This window comes from Actinoplanes sp. NPDC026619, assembly GCF_040638295.1.
In the GTDB taxonomy this organism is placed as follows: Bacteria; Actinomycetota; Actinomycetes; order Mycobacteriales; family Micromonosporaceae; genus Actinoplanes.
Genome location: NZ_JBEZYA010000002.1, coordinates 551,227 through 575,901, shown reverse-complemented (window position 1 = coordinate 575,901; position 24,675 = coordinate 551,227). Strand labels below are relative to the sequence as shown.

The following is a 24,675-nucleotide window of genomic DNA, read 5'->3' as shown; positions in this document are numbered from 1 at the left end:
GTTTTCTCAGCGTGCCCTCAGCTCAGCCGGCCAGGTGGCCCCACCGTCGCTCCAGCTCCGGCCAGGAGCCCTGGTCCTCGACCCGGCCGCCGATCAGGATCACGACCTTGTCGGCCTGGGCCAGCGCGGCCCGCTTCGAGGTCGAGCCGACCACCGTGACGCCGTGGGCGCGTAGTGCCCGCCACAGCTCCAGCTCCGTCGTCACGTCCAGGGCGGACGAGACGTCGTCGGCGATCAGCAGCTCGGTGCGCGGCGCCAAGGCCCGGGCCAGGGCCAGCCGCTGCAGCTGGCCGCCGGACAACCGGGTGCCCTTGTGACCGATCAGCAGTTGCAGGCCGCCGCCCGAGGCGGTCAGGTCGTGCTCCAGCTGAGCGGTCGACACCGCGTCGGCCGCATCCAGCTCGTGGCCGAGCTGGATGTTGTCGGCGACCGTGCCGGACAGCACCCGCGGCAGCTGGGCGACATAACCCACCTGGTTGGGCCGCAGGAACACCTCCGGCTCGTCGACGTCGTTGTCGTTCCAGCGCAGCTCGCCGGTGTGGTGCACGATCCCGGCGAGCGCCCGCAGCAGCGACGACTTGCCGGAACCCACCGGACCGACGACCAGCACCAGCTGGCCGCGGTCGACCGTGAGGTCGACGTCCTTCACCCCGAGCGTGCCGTTCTCGTGGACCGCGCTGAAGTGGCGCAGCTCGAGACGGTTGAGCGGGTTGCGCGGTGCGGTCGGCGGGGCCGGCGCGGTGCCCTCCGAGATGTCCACGCCGGGAACCTCCGACGTGTATTCGGAGACGCCGGTCATGGCCACCGTCCGGCGCGTCCACACCCGGGCCGACGGCATCTGCGACACCAGCGACGCGGTGGTCCAGGCGAACCACCTCGCCGCGCCCAGCGTGGACACCGCGACCAGGGCGGCCGCCGAACTGAGGTTTCCGCCAAGATAAAGAGCCCACACCGCGATCGGCAGCAGGCCGCTGACGATCGACGGCGTCGAGCGGGCCCACACCTGGATGGCGATCTCCCGGCGCTGGCGGTCGCTGCGGACCGTGTCGAGCGTGGCCAGGTGGTTCAGCACCGGCTCGGTTGCGCCGGCCAGCTTCACCGTGCGCGCCGCGGACAGCGACGACACCAGCGCGGTGGCGAACGCCGCCCGGGACGCGACCGTGCGGCGGGCCGCTCTTTCCAGCCGCGGGCCGAACATCGTCGCGGCCAGGCCGGAGACCACCATCGTGCAGAGGAAGAACAGGCCCGGCACGACCGACTGGGACGCGACCGTCATCAGCACGATGAGGATCAGGCTGGTCACGTTGTCGATCAGGTTGTCGGCGAGCATGACCACGCGCTCGGTGTCGCCACCCTGCGCGACCACCTCGGCCGGGGTGTGCCGGCTGACCCGGCGCGGGCCGATCTGGCCGTGCACCAGGCGCAGGCTGATCCGCAGCATCTGCCGCACCCACCACTCCGGGAACCAGGCCCCGGTGTAGTAGAGCGTGGGGATGGCCACGATCAGGCCGGACGCGATCCCGATCGCCGGCAGCAGCGGGTTTCCGGAACCGTCGACCACGTTGGTCCACAGCACCGGCAGGATCGGGCCGTCCAGGCCGAGCGCCATCAGCAGGATGAAGAAGACCACGGCGCCCAGGCCATAACGTGGGTCGTTGGTGGCCAGGCGCAGGATCTCCCGCATGGTGCGGGCCGGTGGCGGCTCGGGCAGCGGCGGCGGCTCGACCGGGGGCAGCGTGTTCGCCAGGGCTTCCGCGCCCAGCTCGACCTGCACCGCGGTGTCCCAGTCGCGCTCGGCGAGCGCGACCCCGCTCCCGCTGCCGGCCGTGCTGGCCGGAACGGTCAGGCTGCTCGACGCCAGCAGCTCGGCGAACCGGCGCGACTGACGCAGCGGGCCGGCCTCGAGCACCTTGCCGTCGGCCAGCACGACCACCTCATCGCACCGCTGCACACTCGACAGCCGGTGCGCCACGATCACGCCGATCCGGCCGATGAGCAGCCGGTCGGTGGCCCGCTGCACCCAGGTCTCGGTGACCGGGTCCATCCGTGCGGTGGCCTCGTCGAGGATCACCACGTGCGGGTCGCGGACCAGGATGCGGGCGAACGCGACCAGCTGTTCCTGGCCGGCGGACAACTTGTAGCCGCCCTCGCCGAGCTTGGTGTCGATGCCGTCCGGCAGGCTCGACGCCCACGGGGTCAGGCCCAGCTCGTCCAGCGCGGCGGCCGCCTTCGGCAGAAGCTCCGGATCGAACAGCGCGATGTTTTCCGCCAGGGTGCCGGCCAGGATCTCGGTGCGCTGCGGGACGATCGCCGTCCAGCGGCGCAGGCCCTCGATGTCGAGATCGTTGAGGTCGGCGTCGCCGAGGAACACCGTGCCGCGCGGCACCTCGACCGCCCGGGTGAGGACCTTGGCCAGGGTGGACTTGCCGGAGCCGGTGCGGCCGATCAACGCGTACGAACGGCCGCGGGTGAAGCTCAGGCTCACGTCGCGCAGCGCCGCCGGCCGCCCGCTGTCCGACTCGCCGTAGTGGAAAGTCAGATCACGGACGGTCAGGTCGCCGTCGACCGGTGGCAGGCCGCCGGTCGGTTCCTGCGGCACGTCCTGCAGCAGCTGCACCCGGCTCCACGCGCCCAGAGCGTTCTGCAGCTCGGGCACCATGCGGGTGACGTGCTCGAGGGTGCCGCCGAAGCCGAGTGCGAGCAGCCAGACCGCGGTCAGCCGGGCGCCGCTGATGTGGCCTTCGAGCAGCCCCCAGGCGCCGCCCACGACGAGCACCGCGATCAGCGACCGGGTGATCGTGCCGGCGCCCATCGTGATGCGCGACGAGGACCGCCAGACCAGCCGGCCACGGCGCAGCACCTCGCGGGACCGTTGTGCGTAGAGCCCCCGAACGTACGGCGCGGCCAGGCTCGTACGCACGTCGTCCTGCCCGTGGATGGACTCCTCCATCACCGCGGCCAGGTCGGACCAGGCCTCCTCCTCGCTGATCCGCAACGGGGAGATGCGCTGGATCGGCTTGTTCATCGTGACGTAGAGCAGGAACGACACGAACACCATCGCGACGCCGGCCGGCCACCACGCGAAGAACGCGGTGACGATCGACAGCGTGGCGACGGCCACCGACTGGGCGATCCGCACGCCGCTGCCGCGCAGCTCGGAGCCGACCGCGTAGACGTCGGCGTCGATCCGGTCGAGCAGCTCGCCGACCGGCGTGTTCTCCAGCGCCGGCAGGGGCTGCCCGAAAGCGACCCGGTTGAGGCCACGACGGATCCGCGCGGCCCAGTCGGCGGTGAGGCCGGCCGTCACCAGACCGACCACCACGTCGCTCAGCACGGACGCGACCAGCGCGCCCGCGAGCACGGCGAACAGCGGCATCGATCGATTGACCAGGACGGCGCCGGTCAGCGCGAGCGCGCCGGCCTGACCGGCGGCGCCGATGAGAATCAGCAGGCCCACCAGGCTAGTTCGGCGCCGGGAAGTGGCCCACAGGTCGCGAAGCAAACGCATGAGACACCCCTGGGGCTCGACGATGTGGCGGTGCGTCCATCCTCCGGTGGGGCCGGAGAACCTACAACGCAATTACGTGGCCGCCGCATATCACGTGTGTCACCATCGGCTTCCGTGCGAGATATTCCGGCCGCGGTGCGGGCCAAGGCGCTCGACGCCGGCGCTTCCGCCTGGCTGACCGAACTTCCCCGGCTGATCGACGGCCTCTGCCGCGAATGGGGGCTGCGGCCAGGCGTCACTTTCGGTGACGCGACTGAGGCGTACGTCGTGAGCGTGACCCGTAACGACGGCACCCCCGCCGTCCTCAAAGTGCTGGTGCCCCGCCGCAGCGCGGCCGCCGCCCACGAAATGACCGTCCTCCGGCTGGCCGCGGGCGATGGTTGCTGCCGCCTTTACGAGTACGACGAGGGCCGGGGCGCCCTGCTTCTCGAGCACCTGGGCCCGTCGATGGCCGACCTGAACATCCCGCAGCCCCGCCGCCTGGAGATCCTCACCGACCTGGCGTCGGCGCTGTGGCGGCCGACCGGCGCGGACCTGCCGACCGCGGTCACCCGGGCCGAGTGGCAGGCGAGCTATATCCCTCGAAAGTGGAGCGAGCTGGGCAAACCGTGCAGCGCGGCCGCCGTCGACCAGGCCCTGGCCGCGGCCGAGAGTCGCCGCCGAGCCTGGAACCCGGCCCGCGCGGTGCTGATCCACGGCGACGTCCACCAGTGGAACGCCCTGAGCGTCCCGGCACTGGCCGATGAGCCTAGCCTCCTAGGACGCCTAGCACCGGGTGACGACCCCGCGGAGGCCGCGTTCAGGCTGGTGGACCCGGACGGGCTGATCGCCGAGCCGGAGTGCGACCTGGGCGTCCTCATGCGGGAGGACCCGGTCGAGCTGATGGAGTCCGACCCATGGGACCGGGCCCGCTGGCTGGCCGCACGCACCGGCACCGATCCGCAGGCGATCTGGGAGTGGGGCCTGGTCGAACGAGTGACGACCGGCTTGGTGCTGACGGTGGCCGGGGTGCAGCCGGTCGCCGCCCAGATGCTGGCAGCAGCTGACTACATCAGCCGTAGGTAGCAGGCGTCCCGGGCGCCAAGCTGCCATCGGTCAGCTTGATCGCGACTGTCCGCCCCACGCCAGACCCCGATTTCCTGGATTCCGGGCCGACCACGACACCCCGAGGGGCCGGATTCAAGGAAGTCGGTGTGACGTCGGCCGGCGGCGCGTCTGGGATGCGAGGGCGCTGGGTCAGGCCTTGTGCAGGGTCAGGAGGGTGATTTCGCTGGGGGCGAAGACTCGGAACGGTGGGCCCCAGAAGCCGGTGCCGCGGCTGGTGTAGAGCTGAGTTCGGTCGGAGTGGCGGGACAGGCCCTGCAGGACCGGTTGGTCGAGCCGGACCAGGTAGTGAAAGGGCCACATCTGGCCGCCGTGGGTGTGGCCGGAGATCTGCAGGTCGACGCCGTGCGCCACCGCGCCGGGGATCTGGGCGGGCTGGTGGGCGAGCAGCAGGATCGGCAGTTCGGGGTCGGCGCCGGCCAGGGCGGCCTCGTGGTCGGCGTGGTGGCCGGGGACGCCGGAGCCGGCCGCGGTGCGGTCGTCCACCCCGGCGATCACCAGGCGGTCGCCGCCGCGCTCGATCACCAGGTGGCGGTTGTGCAGGGCCTCCCAGCCGAGCGATGCCATGTGCTCGACCCAGCGCTGGGCGCCGCTGAAGTATTCGTGGTTGCCGGTCACGTAGACGCGGGCCAGCGAGGCGCGGATGTCGCCGAGCGGGGCGGCCTGCTCGCGGCGCTGGGCGACCTCGCCGTCGGCGATGTCGCCGGTGTGGGCGACCACGTCGGGGTCGAGGGCGTTGACCGCGACCGTCACGCCGCGCGACCAGCGGGCGCGGTCGAGCGGGCCGTAGTGGGTGTCGGTGATCAGGACCAGGCGCAGGCCGTCGAGGCCGGCGCCCAGCCTGGGCAGGGTCACGTCCACCCGGCGGATGCGAGGCACGCGCATGGCCTCCGCGTACCCCCAGATGAGCAGGACCAGAGCGATGACAATGACCACCGCGGTGGCGATGCGGTAGCGAGCCGGGGAATCCACGCCGCTCAGCCACAGGATGAGGGTGAGGACCTGGCCGAGGATCGACCAGACGAAGAGCACCCAGGCGATGCCCATCAGGGTGTCGCCGATCTTGGCGGGCCAGTCGTGGTGGTTGCGGCCGTGGCCGGCGAACATCAGGCCGGGGAACGCGACGGCGGTCAGCGCGAAGACGATCGTGCCGATCACCGCGACCGGGGTGGGCCAGTGGTTGCCGGACATGACCAGGGTCCACCACGGGACGCCGAAGAGGAGTAGCAGGACCGCGACGAGGATCAGGCCGAAGCGGGCGGCGCGACCGCCGCGGCGCTTCGGTTCGGCCTCTACCGTTTCACCGACTGACACGAATGAAGCATGCCACTTCAGGCGGGCGGTGTGCCGATGCGGCGGATCAACTCGGCGGGAACGATCAGGTCGGCCTGGTCGCGGGTCGCGGCGATCACGGCGGCGTTGCGCTCGTCGGTGCCGGTGGCCCAGCTGATCGCGGCCTGCTGGGGTTTGCCGAAACGGACATGCCGGGCGATCAACCGGTCGAGCCGGGTGTCCTGGTCGAGATCGGCGTACCAGACCTCGGTCAGCAGCGGGCGCACCGTGCGCCAGTGCGGGGTGTCCAGCAGCAGGTAGTTGCCCTCGGTGACGATCAGGCGCGCGGCTCGCTCGATCGGGATGGTGCCGGCGATCGGTTGCTCGATGGTCCGCTCGAAGCCGGGGGCGTAGATGATCTCGTCCTGGTCGTCGTGCACGCGCCGCAGCAGGGCGGCGTAGCCGAGGGCGTCGAACGTGTCGGCGGCGCCCTTGCGGTCGCGCCGGCCGAGGCGGACGAGTTCGGCGTCGGCCAGGTGGTAGCCGTCCATCGGGACGTGCGCGATCCACCGGTCCCGCACCAGGCCGGCCGGGGGCTGCGGGGCGAGGGCGGCGACCAGCTCCTCGGCGAGGGTGCTCTTGCCGGCCGCGGGCGCCCCGGCAATGCCGAGCACCGCCCGGCCCCCGCTCGCGACCAGGGATTTCGCCCGGTCGACGAGGGTGTCGAAGGTCAGGCTCATGACTTTGAAGGTACGTCACCTGTTCGAGGTCGGATCAACGACGTGGCGGGTGGCCGGCCCGTTCGGGCCATGGGCTTGACCTTCCCCCGGGGGGAGGGTCCTGACTGTTCGGCAACCACTCAGGGGGATTACATGATCACGAAACGTGTCGCTCTCACCGCCGCCCTCGCGGCCGGCGCCGTGCTCGTCTCGGCGGCGCCGGCCGCGGCGGGTGGTTCCCCGCCACCGTTCCCGGTCGCGATCGGGCTGGACAATCCACGCGGCCTGGCCTTCGGGCCGGACGGGGCGTTATATGTGGCCGAGGCGGGCAGGGGCGGCGCCGGGCCGTGCCAGGAGGAGGGTCCCGAGGGCGGCAAGGTCTGCTTCGGCCGGTCGGCCGCGGTGACCCGGGTGTCGCACGGCAGGCAGAAGCGCATTCTGCGCGGGCTGCCGTCGGTGGCGTCGCCGGCGGGCACCGAGGCCGGTGGCGTGTCCGACGTCGCCGTCGACCGGCACGGCACGCTCTATTACACGGTCGGTCTGGGCGGCAGCCCCGACCTGCGGTCGCAGATGCCCCAGCTGTCCGGCATGGCGAAGCTCTACCGGGGGAGCCGGGTGATGGCCGACCTCGGGGCGTTCGAGAAGCGGGTCAACCCCGACGGCGTGCAGCCGCCGGACACCAACCCCAACTCGGTGGCCGTGGCGCGCGACGGCGAGGTGGTGGCCGACGCCGGTGGCAATTCGCTGGTTCGGGTGAGCTCGCGCGGCAAGCTGTCGACGCTCGCGGTGTTCCCGGCGCGGACGGTGCCGGCGCCGGCCGGCATCCCGGACGGGCCACCGGCGGGCACACCGATCCCGATGCAGGCGGTGCCGACCTCGGTGGTGCCGGGACCGGGCGGCGCCTATTACGTGGGTGAGCTGACCGGATTCCCGTTCCTCGCGGGCAAGGCGCGGGTCTGGCGGGTGCGCCCGGGGCACCAGCCGACGGTGTTCGCGAGTGGCTTCACCAACATCATCGACCTGGCGTTCGGGCCCGACCACCAGCTCTACGTGCTCGAGATCGCGAAGAACGGGCTGCTCTCCGGCGATCGGACCGGGGCACTGATCCGCCTCGACGGCCACGGCAGGAAGAAGGAGATCCTGTCGACGGGGCTGACCGCGCCGGGCGGCCTGGCGATCCGGGGGCGGAACGCGTTCGTCAGCAACTGCAGCACCTGTGCGGGCAACGGCACGGTGCTGCGGGTGTCACTCCGCTGATGCCTTGGCGCTGAGGCCCATCCGGAGCCCGGCCACGCCCGCGGGTGACAGCGGGCGGGCCGTGGCCCGGCTGAGTTCCTCGCGCACGCCCACCGGCAGCTCGTCGCCGAGCGTGCGCAGCCGCGGATAGAGGTCGAGCACGTCCCGGTGGGTGAGCGCGCCGACGCCGATCAGCAGGCCGTTGACCGAGCCGGCGTCGCGGGCCAGTTCGGCGCAGAGCTCGAGGCGCCAGATCGGGTCGTGCACGTGGGAGGCGAACTCGCGGGCGATGCGGTTGCCGGCGGGCGAGGCGACCTCGAGCCGGGCGTGCCGGCCCGAGCGGGCCAGGACCGGGGCGAGGCGGCAGGCGATGCCGAGGATGCGGGCCAGCTCGGGCACGGTCAGCACCTCGAGGCCGAGCGAGCAGGTGGCGCACAACCGTTGGTAGGTGCGCGCGTGCACGACGGAGGCGGGCCGCGGGCAGTCGCCCAGCGGGCCGCACAGCCGGTCCAGGATGATCTCGGCGAGGGTGCCCTCGTGGTCGAAGCGGCCGACGCCGAAGTAGGCGGCCGGCCGGCTGCGGTAATGCGCGAGGGCGGTCCGGGCGCTGACGTAGCCGTCGGCCTCGACCCCGATGCGAGGGACGCCGTTGTCGGTGTGGAGTTGGATCAGTCGGAACATCTTCGTCGCTCCCGGTGGTTGAAGCGCCAACGTCTTGCCGGGAAATACGGGCCGGGCCGAAAGACGGTTCAGCGCCTACCGCGCGTGACGGAAAAATTCCGTCGTCGCTGCTGACCTGTAAGCCGAAAGAAGTCGAAGGTTACGGCGTGTAGCGCGTAGACACCAGAGGTGGTGATCATCCACATCGTGGCGAGCACCGCCCCGATCGTCGGGTCGAGGGTGTTCCAGGCGGCGGGCAGCGTGGTGGTCCCGAGGATCAGGGTCGCCGCGACCGCGGCTTCGGCCAGCCGGAGAGGATCGATGGACATGGCCGTAGCCTTCCGGGTCGCGGGGGACCGCCGCTTCGGTCCGGAGCGGGACCCGAATCTACGACTTTTGGCAGAGGCGGCATCACCCCAGTCACCTCAGCGGGTGGCTCGTCTGGCCCGGAACCGGCCTTTCAGGTAGGCGGCGGGACCGGCCAGCATGCCGCGGCGGTTGGCCCGGCGCAGGTGGCTCGGGAAGTCGTCGCGCAGGGTCTGCGACGGTGGTGTGTAGATGGTGTTCAGCTCGCGCAGGGCGGTCGGCGCCAGCCGCAGCAGCGGCCAGATCAGCCGCGGCCGCGACAGCAGTAGTCCGGTGTAGGCCGCGGCCAGCCCGGTGGCGTGGCCGACCATCTGCTGCTTGAGGCCGTCCAGGTCGCGCCGGTGGAAGTGGTGGGTCAGCGCGGTCGGCTGGTAGACGATCGTGCCGCCGCCGATCAGCACCTGGGTGAAGGCCAGGGTGTCCTCGCAGCCCATGGCGGGCGTGCCGGCGCCCAGCGCGGTGTCGAACATGCCGATGCGTTCGATCACGCCGGGCCGGAACGCCATGTTGGCGCCGATCGCGAACGGCGGCACCGGGTAGAGCGGGCTCTGCTCGCTGCCGGACCGCGGCCCGAACACGGCGGTGGTGAAGCCGCGGTTCTTGCTGTGCCCGCCGAACTGCTCGAACCACAGCTGCGCACGGGTCTCCAGTTCGGCCGGCAGGGTGACGCCGGAGATGACGTCGGCGTCCGGGTGGTCGTCGAGCGCGCGGGCGATCTCGGCGAGCCAGTGCGGATCGGCCACCTCGTCGTCGTCGATCCAGGCGAGGGCCCGGCCGGGCGTGGCCCGGACCGCGGCGTTGCGCGCGCACGACAGGCCGCGGACCGGCTCCATCAGGTAGTCGACCGGGCCGCGGCGGGCGGCGGAGCGCACCACCTCGGCGGTGGCGCCGCCGGCCGGGGCGTTGTCGACGACCAGGATGCGGTAGGCGGGGTAGTTCTGCACGAGCAGGCTGTCCAGGCAGCGGGCGAGCGCGCCGGGGCGTTCCCGGGTGCAGACCACCACGGTGATCGGCGGCGCGGTGGCCAGCACCTCGCGGCGGCGGGCCAGGAAGGCGGGCTCGGTGGCCGGGGTGTAACCGTCGATCGGCAGCGGCAGTTCACCGACGCGGGGCCGCAGCACCGGGCCGAGACCGGTCTCGACGGCGGCGCCGAGGTCGGCCGGGCGCAATCCGGTGTCGGGCACGTCGATCAGGACGGTGCCGAGCGGCTCGGTGAACAGCCGGACGAGCACCCAGGACTGCCGGACGCGACGGCCGTCGGGGTGCACGCCCGGCACCGACGGCAGCGGGTCGGACAGCTCGAGGTCGAGGACGACGGCGGGCAGTTCCGCGGCGGTCGGCGTGATCCGGGGCGCGGTGAGGATCGGGTCGGGGCGCTGTGGTGGCGTCCAGGCCCGGCCCAGCTTTGCGTTCATCGGGCCGGGGCGAGCACCCGCATCGGGGCACGGCGGACACGAACTGAACCGGCGGCGGTGGCGGCCGCCCCGGCCAGCACGCCGCCGGCGCGCAGCACCTGCCCGGCAGCGAGGTTGCGCAGCACGGCCCGGCCGGTCGCGGCCATCCGCAGGCTGCGGCCCTCGGTGTAGCAGCGCTGCAAGAACGAGCCGAACGTGGTGCCGCGGGCCGGCACCAGGTGCCGGATCAGGGCGTCCGGCACGGACGTCCACCGGCCGCCGGCGACGCCGATCATGCGCGATCCGAAGCCGACGTCGTCGCCGGTGGTGAAGCCGCCGGTCTGGCGGAACGGCTCTCGCCGCAGCACGGTGCCGGCCGGCCGGCGGCCCGCGGCGGCCGTGCCGGCCGCCCACAGGAACTCGTCGGGCAGCCAGCGCGGGCGGGTGGTCTGCCACTCGGGGGTGACGCCGGCGCGGGCGCCGATCACCGTAGGGTCGGCCATCGGCGCGATCAGCCGGCCCAGCCACGACGGGTCGGCGACGGTGTCGTCGTCGAGGAACGCGATCAGCGAGGTCTCGGCGTGGAACGCGCCGGTGTTGCGGGCGCCGGACAGGCCGGGCAGGTTGGTGCTCTCCATGATGGTGACGCCGGCGAGGTCGCGGCGGATCCGCCGGAACAGTTCCGGATTGTGGTCGACGACCACGACGACCTCGGCCGGCGCGACGGTCTGCGACCGGGCCGAGGCGACCGCGCGGACCAGGGTCGGCCAGCGTTCGGGGGAGTTGGTCGCGACGACGACCGTGACGGCGTTTCTCATGGGAGCTGCTCCTGGGGAGGGGATGTCAGTCCTCGATCGAGGACGGCATGCGCAGCGGCTTGATGTCGCCGGTGCGGGTGCCGACCTCACGAGCCGGAGCGTTGATCGGGGCGGCGTTGATCGGGGCGGCCGGCGGGACGGTGCGGGTGATCGCCGGGCGGTTGGCCATCTGGCCGTAGCCCCGGGATTCCGCGCTGGAGCGCTGGTGCACGATGACGCCGCCGGGGCGGCGGACGCCGGTGCGGTTGCGGCGGCGCATCCGGCCGTACTCGCTGAAGATGGTCCGCAGCACCCGGAAGCCGTCCCGGAAGGTGTTGAGGTTGCTCTCGCCGTGGATGCGGGCGTGCTCGATGCTGCCGACCTCGCCGACGGTCATGCCGTCGGCCGCCGCCCGGATGTTGATCATCGTCTCGATCTCGAAGCCGTCGCCCCACAGCTTGCTGCCGTCGGTCGGCTGCGGCAGGCGGGTGTCGGGCAGATTGAGGGCGGGCACGACGCTGCGCCAGAACGCGTTGTAGCCGTAGCAGAGGTCGGTGAAGCGGGTCCCGAACAGGACGTTGACCACCAGGTTGAGGCCGTCGTTGCCGGCCTTGCGCAGCTTGGTGATGTCGTGGCTGTGCCCGCCGTTGGAGAAGCGGGAGCCCTTCACGAAGTCGGCGCCGTCGACGAGCTGCTGCACGAACAGCGGGATCTCGGCCGGGTCGGTTGAGCCGTCCGCGTCGATCATCACGATGATGTCGCCGGTGCAGGCCGCGAAGCCGCAGGCCAGCGCGTTGCCCTTGCCCTTGCGGGTCTGCTGCACGACGACCACGTCGGGGCGCAGCTCGAGGGCGACCGCCACGGTCCGGTCGACCGAGCCGCCGTCCACCAGGATCACCTCGGTCACGCCCTCCGGCAGGGCCGCGAACACGTGCGGGAGGTTGCGCTCCTCGTTCAGCGCCGGGATGACCACACTTACCGTCGGTGACACGGAGTCGTTACCCTCCGTGCTCCCGTTTCTCGACGAAAGCTCCATGTGGGTTCCTCCCGTGCCAAGACGAAGCAACTTGTCGGCGGATTCCAGGGGCAGATCCGCAGGTCGCTCGCTTATGAAGAACAACTTAGCAAGCAGCTACACAGCGTCAACTGACCGAAAAGACAGGGTGGCGGCATACGCCGGTGGAAGGGAAGGCCAACTGGATGACCTGCAGGGTTCAGGTTGCGGCCCAGATCTTGACTTATGTCACACGAGTAACCCTCAGTAACGGACAGGTCGCTCATTTAAGCAAACGGAAAGGTTCCGGCGACATATCGCGCTTAGTGTGCAGAAGGCTTCAGAACACGACAAGACTTACATGCCGGAATTGCCACGGTGAATTGGGTCACCGCACAGCGACATTACGAAGAGTGATGTGCCAGGTGCGGAGCGGCTGCTCGATCGAGTGACGAACGAGATCGCGAACGATGGATACTTTGTGGGTATGGGGAGCCTGTTCAACCGGGCCCGTAGCTTTCGGGCGTCCTTACCGTTGGTGAAACGATGAAGGCTGAGGAAGCACCCTGTGTTTGCGGACATCCGCGTGGCGCCCACGAGCATCACCGCCGGGGCACCGACTGCGCCCTGTGCGGGCCGGAGGAGTGTCCCCGTTTCCGTCGCGCCGCGTGGTGGCGCCGGCTCGTCGCGGGAGGGTAGCGAAACCCTACTTCTTCTGTAGGCTAACTCTCACTTCGAGCGGCCTCGACAGGAGGGACCCCCATGCCACTTCCTGATTTTCTGATCGCCGGGGTGCCCAAGGCCGGCACCACCGCGCTGCATGCCGCATTGCAGCCGCACCCGTCGTTGTTCCTGTCGGCGGTCAAGGAACCCAAGTTCTTCCTCTTCGACGGCCCGCCGCCGCGTCACGGCGGCCCCGGCGACGTGCAGACCTATCAGGAGCACGTCTGGCGCCGGGCGGATTACGAGGCGCTCTTCGCGCCGGCCCCGCCCGGCACGCTGCGCGGCGAGGCAACCCCCTTCTACCTGTACGACCTCAAGGCCCACGAACGCATGGCCGCGCTGGTCCCGGACGCGAAGATCATCCTGTTGCTGCGTGACCCGGTCGACCGGGCGCACTCCAACTGGACCCATCTGTGGATCGCCGGCCTGGAGTCCGAGGCCGACTTCCTCGACGCCTGCCGCGCCGAGCCGGCCCGCATCGAGGCCGGCTGGGCCGACTTCTGGCATTACACCCGCCTCGGGCTGTACGGATCTCAGATCGAGAGCCTCTACAAGCACTTCCCGCGCGAGCAGGTGCTCCTGCTGCGCTACCGCGAGCTCAAGGATTCGCCGGCCGTCACGCTCGACCGGGTCTGCGCGTTCCTCGGGGTGGAAACCGGCGTCCTGTCGGCCATTCCGAGGGAGAACGTCAACCGGCACGTGGTGGAGGACAACCCGGTCAACGCGGTGCTGCGCCGGTTGCTGCGGGCCGGCGGCGAGTTCGGGCATCGCTTCCCGGTGCCGGCGCGGCTGGCCGCGCGCGGGCCGCTGCTGACCCTGCTGCACCGCAAGCAGGGGACCAGGCCGGTCACGACGCCGGCCGAACGCGCGGAGTTGCTGCCGTTGTTCGCCGATGACATCGCGTTGCTGCAGGATGTGACCGGCGCCCGCTATGACGACTGGTTGTCCGTCGACCGACACGCCAAAGCGGGCTAATTCCCCTATTGCCTATAGATAGTGCATCCTTGTCCGGATATTCACCCCTGCTTTGAGGAGCCGCTTTGTCTACCGGGATCTCTACGCTGCCGCTGCCCCGCTGGGAGGAGTCCGCCGTGGTGATCCCGCCACCGGGGGATGAGCCGGGGGCCTGGTCGGGCGCGCCGTCGTCGATCGCCGCCGATGGCGCGATCTATCTGGCGTACCGGGTGCGGCTGCCGATCGGCGAGGGCCGGGGGATCTCGAACGTCATCGCGCGCTCGACCGACGGGCTCGCCTTCACGCCGGTCGCGGAGGTGACCAAGGACCAGTTCGAGGCGGAGTCGCTCGAGCGGCCCGCCCTGGTCCGGACGGCCGGCGGCCGCTGGCGGCTGTACGTCAGCGCCGCCACTCCAGGCACCAAGCACTGGCGGGTCGACCTGGTCGAGGCCGACACGGTCGAAGGGCTGTCGACCGCGCCGGCCCGGACGGTGCTGGCGGGGGACGAGACGGTCGGGGTCAAGGACCCGGTCCTGCACTTCGACGAGCACGGCTGGCACCTGTGGGCCTCGGTGCATCCGCTGGAGAGCTGGGCCGACGCCGACCGGATGACGACCGAGTACGCGACCAGCCCGGACGGGGTGCAGTGGACCTGGCGGGGCACTGCGCTGGCCGGGCGGCCCGGGCAGTGGGACGCGCGCGGGGTCCGGGTCTCGTCGGTGCAGGTCGACGGCGACGAGATCACGGTCGCCTACGACGGGCGGGCCACCGCCGCCGAGAACTGGGAGGAGCGCACCGGGGTCGCCCGCGGGCGACGGCTGCCCGACGGCAGCTTCGGCGCCCTGGTCGCCGACGAGAGCGGGCCGGTGGGCAGCCCGCACGCGCCGCACGGGCTCCGCTACCTGAGCATCGTCGACCTGCCGGCCGGCGGGCGGCGGATCTACTACGAGGCCACCCGGCCGGACGGGGCGCACGACCTGCGCACCGAGACGGCTTGACGCGGAAAAGGGAAATGGCGGAGCTTCTCCTTGTGGGAACGGCTCCGCCATCGACAGTGCGGCCGATTTTTCCGCGCACACCTGGCGTCGGCTATGACGCTAGATCACGCAGACCGGGACAATCACCCACCCCGGAAGATCGTGATCGCGCTCTCACCGGCCGGCACGCTGGGTGTCAGTTGGCGGGCACGGCGTGTGGGACGAAACGGCGGATAGTGCCCTTGCCCGCCGATTTCGCCGCATACATCGCGGTGTCCGCCTCGCTGACCAGGGTGTCCAGGGACACGCCGGGACGGGTCAGGGTCAGGCCGATGCTGCCGCCGATCCGGACGGTCGTCTCCAGCACCGGGATCGGGTGGCTGATCGTCTCCAGGATCCGGCGGGCGATCGTCACGCCGGCCGCCTCGTCGTCCAGGCCGGCCAGGACCAGGACGAACTCGTCGCCGCCGAGGCGGGCCACCAGGTCGCCGGGGCGGACCGCGACTCGCAGGCGGGCGGCCACCACGATCAGCACCTCGTCGCCGGCCGCATGGCCCAGGTCGTCGTTCACCGGCTTGAAGCCGTCCAGGTCCAGCAGCAGCACCATGCTGTGTCCGGGGCCGGCCCGCACCAGTTCGGCGCCGGAGCGGTGGAAGCAGGAACGGTTGGGCAGGCCGGTCAGCGCGTCGTGGTCGGCCTGGTGGGCCAGCTCCGCCTGCTGACGCTCCAGGGTCACCGCCAGCCGGCCGACGATCGCCACCGTGATGAACTGGCGTGCCAGGACCAGCATGAACGTGGCCAGCAGGACCCAGACGAGCACCGGGCTCAGGACGCCGCGGCGGATCTGTTCGGCCGCGCTGGCCGCCACCGCCAGCAGGATCGGCACGTACGGCAGGAACGCCCAGGCGCCGGAGATCATCCGTTTGGTGCTGGGCGGCTCGGACTTCGGGGTCTCCAGGTGGCAGGCCACCGCGATCAGGCCGGCGCTCAGGAGGTACCCGGCGCCGGCGCCGGTCGAGTACCACGGCCGGCCGTTGACGTTGCTGTGCAGTGACAGCAGCGCGGCCGCCGCCAGCGTCACCGCGGCCACGCCCAGCAGCCGCGGCGCGCGGCCGGCCCGGGTGGGCAGGTTGCGCGACATGAGCACGCAGGCGACCGAGGCGGCGACGATCTCCGGGGCGGTCAGCAGCGTCGCGAAACCGGCCGTCATGCCGTCCGCACCCCGGTCCTGGGCCGGCATCAGGACGTAGAGCCAGGTCAGGGCGTAGACCGCACCGGAGACCGCGGCGATGTCGATCAGCCGGCGGTAACGCTCGGCGCCGAGGACCGGTGGGGCCAGCAGGTGCACGCCCAGCGGCAGCAGGACGGCGGCGGCCACCGAGAGGAAGCTGGCCGGGGTCCGGGCCAGCGTGCGCCCGGTGGTCTCGTCCACCAGGAACAGGACGTTGGCCAGCGACCACAGGCCGGCCGACAGGGCGCCGACGGTGACCGCGGCGCGGGCCCGGCGGGTCGGCTCGCGGCGGGCGCGGCGAGCGTAGGTGACGGCGGCGGTGGCCAGCGCGACCGCGATCAGCGAGTCGGAGATGCCGCGGCCGGCCGGTTCGGGCAGAGCCGGCACCACCGCCTGGAAGACCAGGGCGACGACCGCCACCCCGGCCACGGCGGTCCGTGCGCGGATCATCGGAAAGCACCCGTCGTGCAACACGGCTTTTCCTGGGACCGGGCCGGACCCCGCCGATGATCGCGCTCGAACGGAACGTCAACTTCACCGGTCAGGAGAGTGCCGTGGCAGCAACCGCCTCGTCCATCGTCCCCACTTTCACGGTCCCGTCGCTCTCGCTCGTCTCGCCGGTCGCCGAATGGGCAGCCGACGTCGCCGATCCGACCATCCTGGTCGCGGACGACGACGAGGGAGTGCGTGACCTGGTGGCCTACAAGCTGTCCGCGGCGGGCTACAACGCGATCACCGCGGGCGACGGCACCTCGGCGCTGACCATGGTGCACCGGGAGCAGCCCGACATGGTCATCCTCGACGTGGCGATGCCCGGCCTCGACGGGCTGAGCGTCTGCTACGAGCTGCACTCCTCGGCCGCGACCGCGCAGATCCCGGTGCTGATGCTCAGCGGCCGCGACCGGCAGGTCGACATCGACCTGGGCCTGACCGTCGGCGCCGACGACTACCTGGTCAAGCCGTTCAGCCCGGCCGAGCTCATCCGCCGGGTGCGCTGGCTGCTGCTCGCCAACGGCGACTGACGTTGCCGACGGGCGACTGTGCGTCATCCGTCGAACGTCCGCAGGAAGGTGACCAACGCGTCGTGATAGGGCCGTAGGGTCGGAATGTCGACGTATTCGGCCGGGCCGTGCTGACCGTCCCCGCCGGGGCCGAAGATGACCGCGTCGATGCCGAGGGCGTGGTAATGCCGGGCGTCGGCGGCGCCGTGCTTGCGCAGCAGCGTGGTGCCGGCCGCGGCCCGCAGCGCCCGGACGAACGGGCCGGCCGGGTCGGCGTGGTGCGGTGGGCCGATGGAGTCCACCGTGGTCTCGACGCCGGCGACCCTGCTCAGATGCATGGCGACCTCCTCGGCGGTGCGGCCCGCGAAGTCCGGATCGGACGGCGGGTAACGGATGTCCAGCCAGGCCGTCGCCTCGGCCGGCACCTGGTTGTACGCACGGTTGGGGGTCTCCAGACGGGCCACGTTCACGGTTGTCCTCCAGGCTTCGGTGGCCGGCACCGGATAGGCGGCCAGCAGACGGGCCACCGCGTCGGTCAGCATCAGCACCGCGTTGCGGCCGAGCCACGGGTAGGCGGCGTGCGCGGCCCGGCCGGTCGTGGTCAGCCGGACCTGGCAGATGCCCTTGGACTCGGTGACGACCCGCAGGTTGCTCTGCTCGCCGATGATCACGAAGTCGGCCCGGACGCCCTCGGCCAGCTGGTGCGCGGTGCCGTCGGCGCCACCCACCTCCTCGTCGGTGACCAGCTGCAGGGCGATCGGGTAGGGCAGCTCGGCGGCCAGCTCACGGAACACGTCGGTCAGCACGATCGCGGCCGCCTTCATGTCGTGCGCGCCGCGGCCGTGCAGGCGGTCGCCCTCGAGGCGCGGCACGAACCCCGACGGCGGCGCCGGCACCACGTCGAGGTGGGCGTTGAGGATCACCCGGAACGGGCCGGGATGCCGCGGCGGGTGCAGCAGGGCGCTGGGTTTGCCGTTCGACAGAAACGTCCGGACCGCCAGACCGGGGCCGGCCTCGGCCACGACCAGGTCGAGGGCGCGCTGCAACTCGGCCGGGCGGTCGGCGGTGGACGGGATCGCGATCAGCGCGGCGACACGGTCGGTGATCCCTTCCGTCCACGTTGTCACCGAACCAGGATCGTCAACCCGGCGGGTGCCGTCAATGCCGGCCCGGCGGCCGGGGACGGCCGGGCGGGTGCAATCAGGCCGTCCCTGCGGACGGGACGGATGCCGCGTCGTACCTGATCTCGTCGTGATAGACATGCGCCGTGAGTGAGGTGACCGGGAGCGGCGTGCGTCGCGCCGCGCGTAAGCGGGCCGACGTGCTCGCCGCCGCCGGTCTGGTCGTCGCGGAACGCGGCGCCGACGCCACCCGCTTCACCGATGTCACCGCGGCCACCGGAGTCGGCGTGTCGACGTTGCAGTACTACTTCGGCAGCCGTGAGGACATGCTGCTCGCGGTGTTCCGGTACGCGGCGCAGGCCGACTTCGACGCGGTCACGCCCCGGCTCGACGCGGCCGGCGGCGCGTGGGAACGGTTGCTCGTGATCGCCTCGCACCTGACCGGCGCGGTCGGCAGCGACACCGGCTGGCGATTGTGGGTGGAGTCGTGGCGGTGGGCGCTGCGCGACGCGGAGCTGCGGCGCGAGGTGCTCGGCGACTACACCCGCTGGCACGAGCTGATCGCCTCGATCATCGCGGCCGGCGTCGAAGAGGGGCGGTTCGGCACCGACGCCGCGCCGATGGACGTGGCCCGGCAGGCGCTCGCCCTGATCGACGGGCTCGCCCTGCCGGTGGCGCTCGGCGATCCGCAGGTCACCGGGGAAATGGCCGGTGACCTGCTGGCCGACGCGCTAGGCCGGCTCGTCCTTCGCCGTGCCGCGGCCCTCTAGCAGCGGGGTCGCCCGGTTCCAGCGGGGGCCGTCGCCGTCCTTGCGGCGGCGCGCCATCCCGGACAACGCCTCGAGGACCACCCGGTTGCCGAGCATCGCGGTGATCTCCGCGTGGTCGAACGGCGGCGACACCTCGACGATGTCCATCCCGACCACCGGCAGCTCCTGACAGATCCGGGAGACCGCGTCGAGCAGCTGGCGGGCGCTGAGGCCGCCGGGCTCGGGGGTGCCGGTGCCGGGGGCGTGGCCGGGGTCGCACACGTCGATGTCGACCGAGAGGAAAACCCCCTCACAACCATCAAGAGCGATCTCAAAGGCCTGATTCAGTACGGCGTCGAGCCCTCTGTCGACGATCTCGCTCATGTGGAACGAGTTCATCCCCTGGTCGGCCATCCAGTCGAGGACGTCCGGGCCGGGCCAGTAGCCGCGCAGCCCGACCTGCAGGAACCGGTCGCCGCGCACGGCGCCGGACTCGATCAGCCGGCGCATCGGCTGGCCGTGGCCGTAGAGCGAGCCGAACTCGATGTCGCCGGTGTCGGCGTGCGCGTCGAAGTGGATGACCGAGATGTTGCCGGCGCCGTGGTGCTGAGCGACCCCGGCCACGTCGGGCCAGGTGACCGTGTGGTCCCCGCCGAGAATCAGCGGGATGGCGCCGTTGCTCGCGATGACGGCGACGGCTTCCTCGATCGTCGCGCAGCTCCGGGCGATCTCGCCGGAGTAGACCTCCAGGTCGCCCGCGTCCTTCACGTTGTCGAGCGCGTCGACCCGCATCGCCATGTGCGGCCGGGAGCCGTCGTGCGGGAGGTAGTCGGTGCCGCGGATGACCTGCGGGCCGAACCGGGCGCCGGGGCGGTGCGAGGTGCCGCCGTCGAAGGGCGCGCCCACGATGACGACCTCGGCATCGGCATAGGTCGCCGGCTCGCGCCAGTCACACTGCGGGACGCCGAGGAAGGTGTAGTCGGGGCCGAACATCGGGCCGTAACGGGTCATGCTTCCGGACTGTATCGCCATACAGTATTTGAGTACAGCGTTTGTGCCCGATCCGCGGCGGGTACCGGCGGCCTGTGGCAACGCGGACCCTGGGTGGTCGATATCAACTCGTCAAACGCATCGGTGTGGGCGGGATGTCCGAGGTCTGGCACGGCCACGACGAGGTGCTCGACCGGCCGGTCGCGGTCAAGGTGATGGCGCCGCACCAGGCCACCACCGTCGACATCGTGCGCCGGGAGGCCCGCAGCGCCGCCCGGCTGGCGCATCCGAACGTGGCCGGCGTGCACGACTTCGGCACCTCCGCCAACCAGCCGTACATCGTGATGGAGCTGGTCGAGGGCCGCACGCTGGGCCAGCACCTGGCCGGCGGGCCGCTGGACTGGCGGATCGGGGTGCGCATCTGCGCCGAGGTGGCCGCCGCCCTGGCCGCCGCGCACGGCGAGAACGTGGTGCACCGCGACATCAAGCCGGGCAACATCATGCTCACCCCGTCCGGCGCGAAGGTGCTCGACTTCGGCATCGCCGCGGCGATCGGCACGGCCGACGACGACCCGGACGGGCCGGTCATGGGCACCCCGGCCTACGTGGCGCCGGAACGCTTCGCCGGTCACCCGGCCACCGCGGCGACCGACATGTTCGCCGTCGGCACGCTGCTCTACCAGTGCCTGAGCGGCCGGCTGCCGTGGCTGCGAGCCACCCCCACCGAACTCGTGCACGCCGAATGTCACGACGACCCGGACCCGCTGCCGGAGATCGACGGCATGCCCGGCGAGGTGATCGACATGATGTCGCGCTGCCTGGCCAAGGACCCGCTCGAGCGGCCCACCGCCATGGTCGCAGCGCTGCTGCTGGCCGAGGCGGTGGACGCCCGGGTGTACGTGCCGATGACCGACTTCGAGCCGGCCGTGGCCCCGACGACCTCCTGGGTCGACGAGCCCACGTCGGCGTCGCAGGCCGGCCGGCACCGCGCCTAACCGCTGCGGGGGACCACCACCACCGGGCGGCGGGCCGTGCGCAGCAGCCGGGCCGAGACCCCGCCGAGCAGCACCCGGCGGGCCGGGCCGTAGCCGCGCGAGCCGCAGAACAGCACGTCGACCTCGTCCAGCCCGGCCAGGGTCTCGACCACCTCGCCGCTGATGATGCGCCAGTCCGCCTCCACACCGGGCACGCTGGCCGCGGCCGCGGCCAGCGAATGCTCGTAGGTCTCCCGGGCGGTCTCCAGGAACACCCGCTCGGCGTCGTGCAGGAACGGCAGCGGAGTGCTGCCCTCGGACACCACCGTGTAGAGCCGCAGCCGCGCCCCGGCGCCGGTGGCCAGCCGGGCGGCCTGCTCGAGCGCGGCCCGCCCGTCCGGGGTGTCCACGTACGCCACCCCGATCAGCCCCAGCCCGCCCGGCGCCTCGACCAGGTCGCCGGGCACGACCGCGACCGGGCAGCCGCTGCCGGCCAGGAGCCGTTCCGCGGTGCTGCCCAGTCCCTCCTGACCGGAGCCGACCACGACCAGCACGGCCTTGGTCTCCTCGGCCAGGTCGTGCAGGCCGTGCGCGGCCGACGACGAGGCGACCGTGCGGTACTCGGCGGTGTCGCCGAGCGTGTCGCGGGCCTCGTCGAGCACCCGCTGGGCGGCTCGGTGCCGGTCGGCCACCCATTCGGCGTCGACCCGGCCGGAGCCGAGCGCGGCCGGCGCCGGGTGCACGACGGCCACGATCAGGGGCACGCCCAGCGTGTCGGCGGTCCACCGACCCAGGGCGAGAGCCCCCGGGCCGGGCGCCCCGGCGATCACCGGGCCGGTCATGGTTGATCACCGGCCGGGTCCTCCTCGCGCGCCCAGCTGGGGGTGCTCTGCGGCTCGGTGCGCAGGCGCGAGTTGCGGTAGCCGTAGAGCAGGTAGATCGCGATGCCGATGACCAGCCACACCCCGAACCGCACCCAGGTCTCCCAGGGCAGGTCGCTCATCAGGTAGATCGCGAACAGCACCCCGATGATCGGCAGCACCGGCACCCACGGCACGCGGTACGGTCGCGGCATCTCCGGGCGGGTCCGGCGCAGGATGATGACCCCGATGTTGACCAGCACGAACGCGAACAGCGTGCCGATGTTGACCAGCTCCACGATGGTGCCGAGCGGCACCAGCGCGGCGAGGATCGCGATGAGCACGCCGAGGCCGATGGTGAGCCGGGCCGGGGTGCCGTACCGCTGGTTGACGGTAGCGAAGCGCTTCGGCATCAGGCCGTCGCGGCACATGGCGAAGAAGATGCGGGTCTGGCCGTAGAAGATGACCAGCACGACGCTGGTGATGGCGACGACCGCGCCGAGCGCCAGGATGCCGGCCGCCCAGCTGATGCCCGCGCCCTGGTCGAGAGCGGCGGCCAGCGGCGCGTCGCTGCCCTTCATCTGGTCGGGCGTGGCGATGCCGATCGCGCCGACCGCGGTGAGCACGTAGAACAGCGTGCAGATGCCCAGCGACGCGAGGATGGCGATGGGCAGGTCGCGGCCCGGCTTCTTGGCCTCCTCGCTGCCGGTGGAGACCGCGTCGAAACCGATGTAGGCGAAGAAGATGATCGCCGCCGCCGAGGTCACCCCGTCCGTTCCGTCCGGCGCGAACGGCTTGAAGTTGCCGGTGCCGAAGTTCGCGAACGCCACCACCAGGAAGAAGATCAGGACGGCCAGCTTGATCACGACCATGACCAGGTTGGCCTTGGCGCTCTCGCTGACCCCCCGGACCAGCAGGAAGGTGATCGCCAAGACGATGAAGACGGCCGGCAGGTTGAACACGCCGCCCTCGGAGGGGCTCTTGGCGATCGCGTCCGGCAGTTGGTAGCCGAACGCGGCGTCCAGGAATGCGTTCAGGTTGCCGCCCCAGCCGACCGCGATGCCGGCCACCGACACGCCGTATTCCAGGATCAGGTCCCAGCCGATGATCCAGGCGACGATCTCGCCCAGGGTGGCGTACGTGTAGGTGTACGCGCTTCCGGAGACCGGGATGGACGAGGCCAGCTCCGCGTAGGACAGCGCCGAGAACGCGCAGGCCACGGCGGCCAGGATGAAGGACAGGATGACGGCCGGCCCGGCGATGCCGGCGCCCTTGCCGATCACCACGAAGATGCCGGTGCCGATGATCGCGCCGACCCCCATCGCGGTCAGCTGGGTCACGCCGACCGACTTCTTCAGGCCGTGCCCTTCCTCGGTCGTCTCGGTGATCAGCGAACGAACGTCCCGGATTGCAAAGATGCCCGGCTTACCCGAAGTGGTTGCCACGGCCCACCCACCCTCAGCTCGGATTGGGGACTACCGATCTCACCTTGTGCACAGCGCCACACCGTCCGCAACTCGAGGAACGCTCCTGGAAACATCCGGCCGCCTGCGGCGGGTGCGATCGTCGTTGTACCGTGAGTCGAAAGGGCACGATGCGGAGGTCGGCGATGGGCGAGGCGGTGATGACCACGCGCCGTCAGGCCGACGGTGCGATCGTGGTCGACGTCCGCGGCAGCCTCGACGCCGCCACCGTGGACGCGTTGCGCGAATCGCTGCAGGGCACCCTCACCCGGGAACGCCCGCTCACCATGATCGTCGATCTCACCTTCGTGGTCTTCATGGACTCGCTCGGCATCGGCGCGCTGGTCACCGGCTACAACTCGGCCCGCGAGATCGGCACCCGGTTCATCCTGCGCAATCCCAGCGAGTTCGTGCACCGCCAGCTGCGCGTCACCGGCCTGGACGAGATGTTCGGCCTGCCCCCGTCGTCCTCGCCGACGACGTCGTACACGTCCTGATCGCTTAGCCGAGCGCCGCGGCGCGTTGCCGGTTAATGTGCGGTCATGGAACGGGTGGCCGGGGCTTGGTGCGACGGCTCGGCGGCCTGCTTCCGGCTCCCCGATCAAGATCAAAAGCTGGCTGGTGTACGCCTCATCAACCAGTTCCTGGGATTCCCGGAATTCACCTACGCGTCCCGTGAACGGCGGTGGGAGCTGCGGATTCCCCGCCCGGACGCGGCCCGGATCGAATACCAGCTCGAGCTGACCCACCGCGACGGGCGCCGCGAGACCATCTGCGACGACGGTAATCCACGCCGCGCGCCGGGTGGCTACGGTGACTCGTCGGTGCTGTGGTGCCCGGACTACCGGGAACCCGACTGGCTGCACCTGCCGGCCGCCGGGGGCGAGTGGCGCGAGATGCGGCTGCCCGCGCCGTCGCTGCGCGCCGAACTGACCGCGCGGGTGTGGTCACCGGCCGGCGCCGCCGACCGTTACCTGGTGGCGCACGACGGGCCCGACTACGACACCTACGCCGAGCTGGGCCGGTTCGCGGCGGCGTCGGTGGCGGCCGGCCGGGTCGCGCCGTTCCACCTGGTGCTGCTGCCCCCGGGGGAGCGCCTCGAGTGGTACGCGGCTTCCACGCCGTACGCGAAAAGCCTGGTCTCGGAGATCTTGCCGGGCCTTGCCGGTGACGCGCCGGTGATCGGCGCAGGGGCCAGCCTCGGCGCCCTCGCCATGCTGCACGCCCAGCGTTACGAGCCGGGCCGCTTCGCCGGGCTGTTCCTGCAGTCCGGCAGCTTCTTCCAGCATCGGTACGACTCGCAGGAATCCGGCTTCGGCCGCTACCTGCGCATCACCCGGTTCGTCTCGTCGGTGCTGCGCGCCGCGTCGGGGCCGGCCATACCCACCACCCTCACCTGCGGCACCGTCGAGGAGAACCTCGCCAACAACCGGAGCATGGCCGGCGCCCTGCGCGGGCAGGGATATGAGGTGACCTTCGCGGAGAACCGCGACGCACACAACTGGATCGGATGGCGCGATGCCCTCGATCCGCACCTGACCACGCTGCTGCAGCGGGTGTGGCCGTAACTCTCGAATCCCCG

At 71.6% G+C, this 24,675-nt stretch carries 22 protein-coding genes; 9 read left to right on the top strand and 13 right to left on the bottom strand.

Annotated features, from left to right (window positions below; translation table 11 throughout):
• Positions 1-22 precede the first annotated feature (22 nt).
• On the bottom strand, positions 23-3,508 hold the full coding sequence (locus AB0E90_RS07865; RefSeq protein ID WP_360400991.1) for an ABC transporter ATP-binding protein: 3,486 nt from the start codon (positions 3,506-3,508) through the stop codon (positions 23-25).
• A gap of 114 nt (positions 3,509-3,622) precedes the next feature.
• Here AB0E90_RS07865 and AB0E90_RS07860 point away from each other — a divergent pair, with 114 nt between their 5' ends.
• The gene (locus tag AB0E90_RS07860; protein ID WP_360400988.1) at positions 3,623-4,573 is read left to right on the top strand and encodes an aminoglycoside phosphotransferase family protein; all 951 of its coding nucleotides are present in this window, start codon (positions 3,623-3,625) and stop codon (positions 4,571-4,573) included.
• A gap of 171 nt (positions 4,574-4,744) precedes the next feature.
• Here AB0E90_RS07860 and AB0E90_RS07855 read toward each other — a convergent pair whose 3' ends face one another.
• Positions 4,745-5,926 carry a metallophosphoesterase gene (locus tag AB0E90_RS07855; RefSeq protein WP_360400985.1) on the bottom strand — a complete coding sequence of 394 codons (1,182 nt, stop codon included), beginning with the start codon at positions 5,924-5,926 and terminating at the stop codon, positions 4,745-4,747.
• 17 nt (positions 5,927-5,943) lie between these two features.
• Positions 5,944-6,624 carry a nucleoside/nucleotide kinase family protein gene (locus tag AB0E90_RS07850; RefSeq protein WP_360400982.1) on the bottom strand — a complete coding sequence of 227 codons (681 nt, stop codon included), beginning with the start codon at positions 6,622-6,624 and terminating at the stop codon, positions 5,944-5,946.
• 132 nt (positions 6,625-6,756) lie between these two features.
• Here AB0E90_RS07850 and AB0E90_RS07845 point away from each other — a divergent pair, with 132 nt between their 5' ends.
• Positions 6,757-7,860 carry a ScyD/ScyE family protein gene (locus AB0E90_RS07845; RefSeq protein ID WP_360400979.1) on the top strand — a complete coding sequence of 368 codons (1,104 nt, stop codon included), beginning with the start codon at positions 6,757-6,759 and terminating at the stop codon, positions 7,858-7,860.
• Here the strand turns inward: AB0E90_RS07845 and AB0E90_RS07840 are convergent.
• The 5 genes from AB0E90_RS07840 to AB0E90_RS07820 form a co-directional block, all read right to left on the bottom strand.
• The gene (locus tag AB0E90_RS07840; protein WP_360400976.1) at positions 7,849-8,520 is read right to left on the bottom strand and encodes a hypothetical protein; all 672 of its coding nucleotides are present in this window, start codon (positions 8,518-8,520) and stop codon (positions 7,849-7,851) included. The genes AB0E90_RS07845 and AB0E90_RS07840 overlap by 12 nt on opposite strands.
• A 68-nt stretch (positions 8,521-8,588) precedes the next feature.
• Positions 8,589-8,828 carry a hypothetical protein gene (locus tag AB0E90_RS07835; protein ID WP_360400973.1) on the bottom strand — a complete coding sequence of 80 codons (240 nt, stop codon included), beginning with the start codon at positions 8,826-8,828 and terminating at the stop codon, positions 8,589-8,591.
• A gap of 96 nt (positions 8,829-8,924) precedes the next feature.
• Positions 8,925-10,280, bottom strand: coding sequence for a glycosyltransferase family 2 protein (locus tag AB0E90_RS07830; protein ID WP_360400970.1), 1,356 nt, complete (start codon positions 10,278-10,280; stop codon positions 8,925-8,927).
• Positions 10,277-11,077, bottom strand: a complete 801-nt coding sequence (locus tag AB0E90_RS07825; protein ID WP_360400967.1) for a glycosyltransferase family 2 protein — start codon at positions 11,075-11,077, stop codon at positions 10,277-10,279. Before AB0E90_RS07825 ends, AB0E90_RS07830 begins: the two co-directional genes overlap by 4 nt.
• Positions 11,078-11,102: 25 nt before the next feature.
• Positions 11,103-12,047, bottom strand: a complete 945-nt coding sequence (locus AB0E90_RS07820; RefSeq protein ID WP_360400964.1) for a glycosyltransferase family 2 protein — start codon at positions 12,045-12,047, stop codon at positions 11,103-11,105.
• Between the two features lie 765 nt (positions 12,048-12,812).
• Between AB0E90_RS07820 and AB0E90_RS07815 the strand changes: the two genes are divergently transcribed.
• Entirely contained in the window at positions 12,813-13,748 is a 936-nt protein-coding gene (locus AB0E90_RS07815; protein ID WP_360400961.1) for a sulfotransferase domain-containing protein, read from the top strand.
• A 65-nt stretch (positions 13,749-13,813) separates the two neighbouring features.
• Entirely contained in the window at positions 13,814-14,725 is a 912-nt protein-coding gene (locus tag AB0E90_RS07810; protein ID WP_360400958.1) for a hypothetical protein, read from the top strand.
• A gap of 175 nt (positions 14,726-14,900) precedes the next feature.
• Here the strand turns inward: AB0E90_RS07810 and AB0E90_RS07805 are convergent, their stop codons facing one another.
• Positions 14,901-16,385, bottom strand: coding sequence for a GGDEF domain-containing protein (locus AB0E90_RS07805; RefSeq protein WP_360400955.1), 1,485 nt, complete (start codon positions 16,383-16,385; stop codon positions 14,901-14,903).
• Between the two features lie 56 nt (positions 16,386-16,441).
• Here AB0E90_RS07805 and AB0E90_RS07800 point away from each other — a divergent pair, with 56 nt between their 5' ends.
• Positions 16,442-16,957 (top strand): response regulator, encoded by a 516-nt coding sequence (locus tag AB0E90_RS07800; RefSeq protein ID WP_360400952.1) that lies wholly within the window; start codon positions 16,442-16,444, stop codon positions 16,955-16,957.
• Between the two features lie 23 nt (positions 16,958-16,980).
• On the opposite strand, the gene AB0E90_RS07795 is transcribed toward AB0E90_RS07800, so the two are convergent.
• On the bottom strand, positions 16,981-18,063 hold the full coding sequence (locus AB0E90_RS07795) for a M20/M25/M40 family metallo-hydrolase (protein ID WP_360400949.1): 1,083 nt from the start codon (positions 18,061-18,063) through the stop codon (positions 16,981-16,983).
• Between the two features lie 140 nt (positions 18,064-18,203).
• Here AB0E90_RS07795 and AB0E90_RS07790 point away from each other — a divergent pair, with 140 nt between their 5' ends.
• A complete protein-coding gene (locus AB0E90_RS07790) occupies positions 18,204-18,827 on the top strand; it encodes a TetR family transcriptional regulator C-terminal domain-containing protein (RefSeq protein WP_360400946.1) in 624 nt (207 codons plus the stop codon).
• Here the strand turns inward: AB0E90_RS07790 and speB are convergent.
• The gene (speB, locus tag AB0E90_RS07785) at positions 18,789-19,817 is read right to left on the bottom strand and encodes an agmatinase (RefSeq protein WP_360400943.1); all 1,029 of its coding nucleotides are present in this window, start codon (positions 19,815-19,817) and stop codon (positions 18,789-18,791) included. The two genes, AB0E90_RS07790 and speB, sit on opposite strands and share 39 nt — an antisense overlap.
• Before the next feature lie 74 nt (positions 19,818-19,891).
• Here speB and AB0E90_RS07780 point away from each other — a divergent pair, with 74 nt between their 5' ends.
• Positions 19,892-20,791 carry a serine/threonine-protein kinase gene (locus AB0E90_RS07780; RefSeq protein ID WP_360400940.1) on the top strand — a complete coding sequence of 300 codons (900 nt, stop codon included), beginning with the start codon at positions 19,892-19,894 and terminating at the stop codon, positions 20,789-20,791.
• On the opposite strand, the gene AB0E90_RS07775 is transcribed toward AB0E90_RS07780, so the two are convergent.
• Positions 20,788-21,612 (bottom strand): universal stress protein, encoded by an 825-nt coding sequence (locus AB0E90_RS07775; RefSeq protein ID WP_360400937.1) that lies wholly within the window; start codon positions 21,610-21,612, stop codon positions 20,788-20,790. The two genes, AB0E90_RS07780 and AB0E90_RS07775, sit on opposite strands and share 4 nt — an antisense overlap.
• Positions 21,609-23,075 (bottom strand): amino acid permease, encoded by a 1,467-nt coding sequence (locus AB0E90_RS07770; protein WP_360400934.1) that lies wholly within the window; start codon positions 23,073-23,075, stop codon positions 21,609-21,611. Before AB0E90_RS07770 ends, AB0E90_RS07775 begins: the two co-directional genes overlap by 4 nt.
• A gap of 131 nt (positions 23,076-23,206) precedes the next feature.
• Here AB0E90_RS07770 and AB0E90_RS07765 point away from each other — a divergent pair, with 131 nt between their 5' ends.
• Complete coding sequence (locus AB0E90_RS07765; protein ID WP_360400931.1) at positions 23,207-23,590, top strand: STAS domain-containing protein; 384 nt, start codon at positions 23,207-23,209, stop codon at positions 23,588-23,590.
• A 45-nt stretch (positions 23,591-23,635) separates the two neighbouring features.
• Positions 23,636-24,661, top strand: coding sequence for an alpha/beta hydrolase-fold protein (locus tag AB0E90_RS07760; protein WP_360400928.1), 1,026 nt, complete (start codon positions 23,636-23,638; stop codon positions 24,659-24,661).
• The last annotated feature ends 14 nt before the right edge of the window (positions 24,662-24,675 follow it).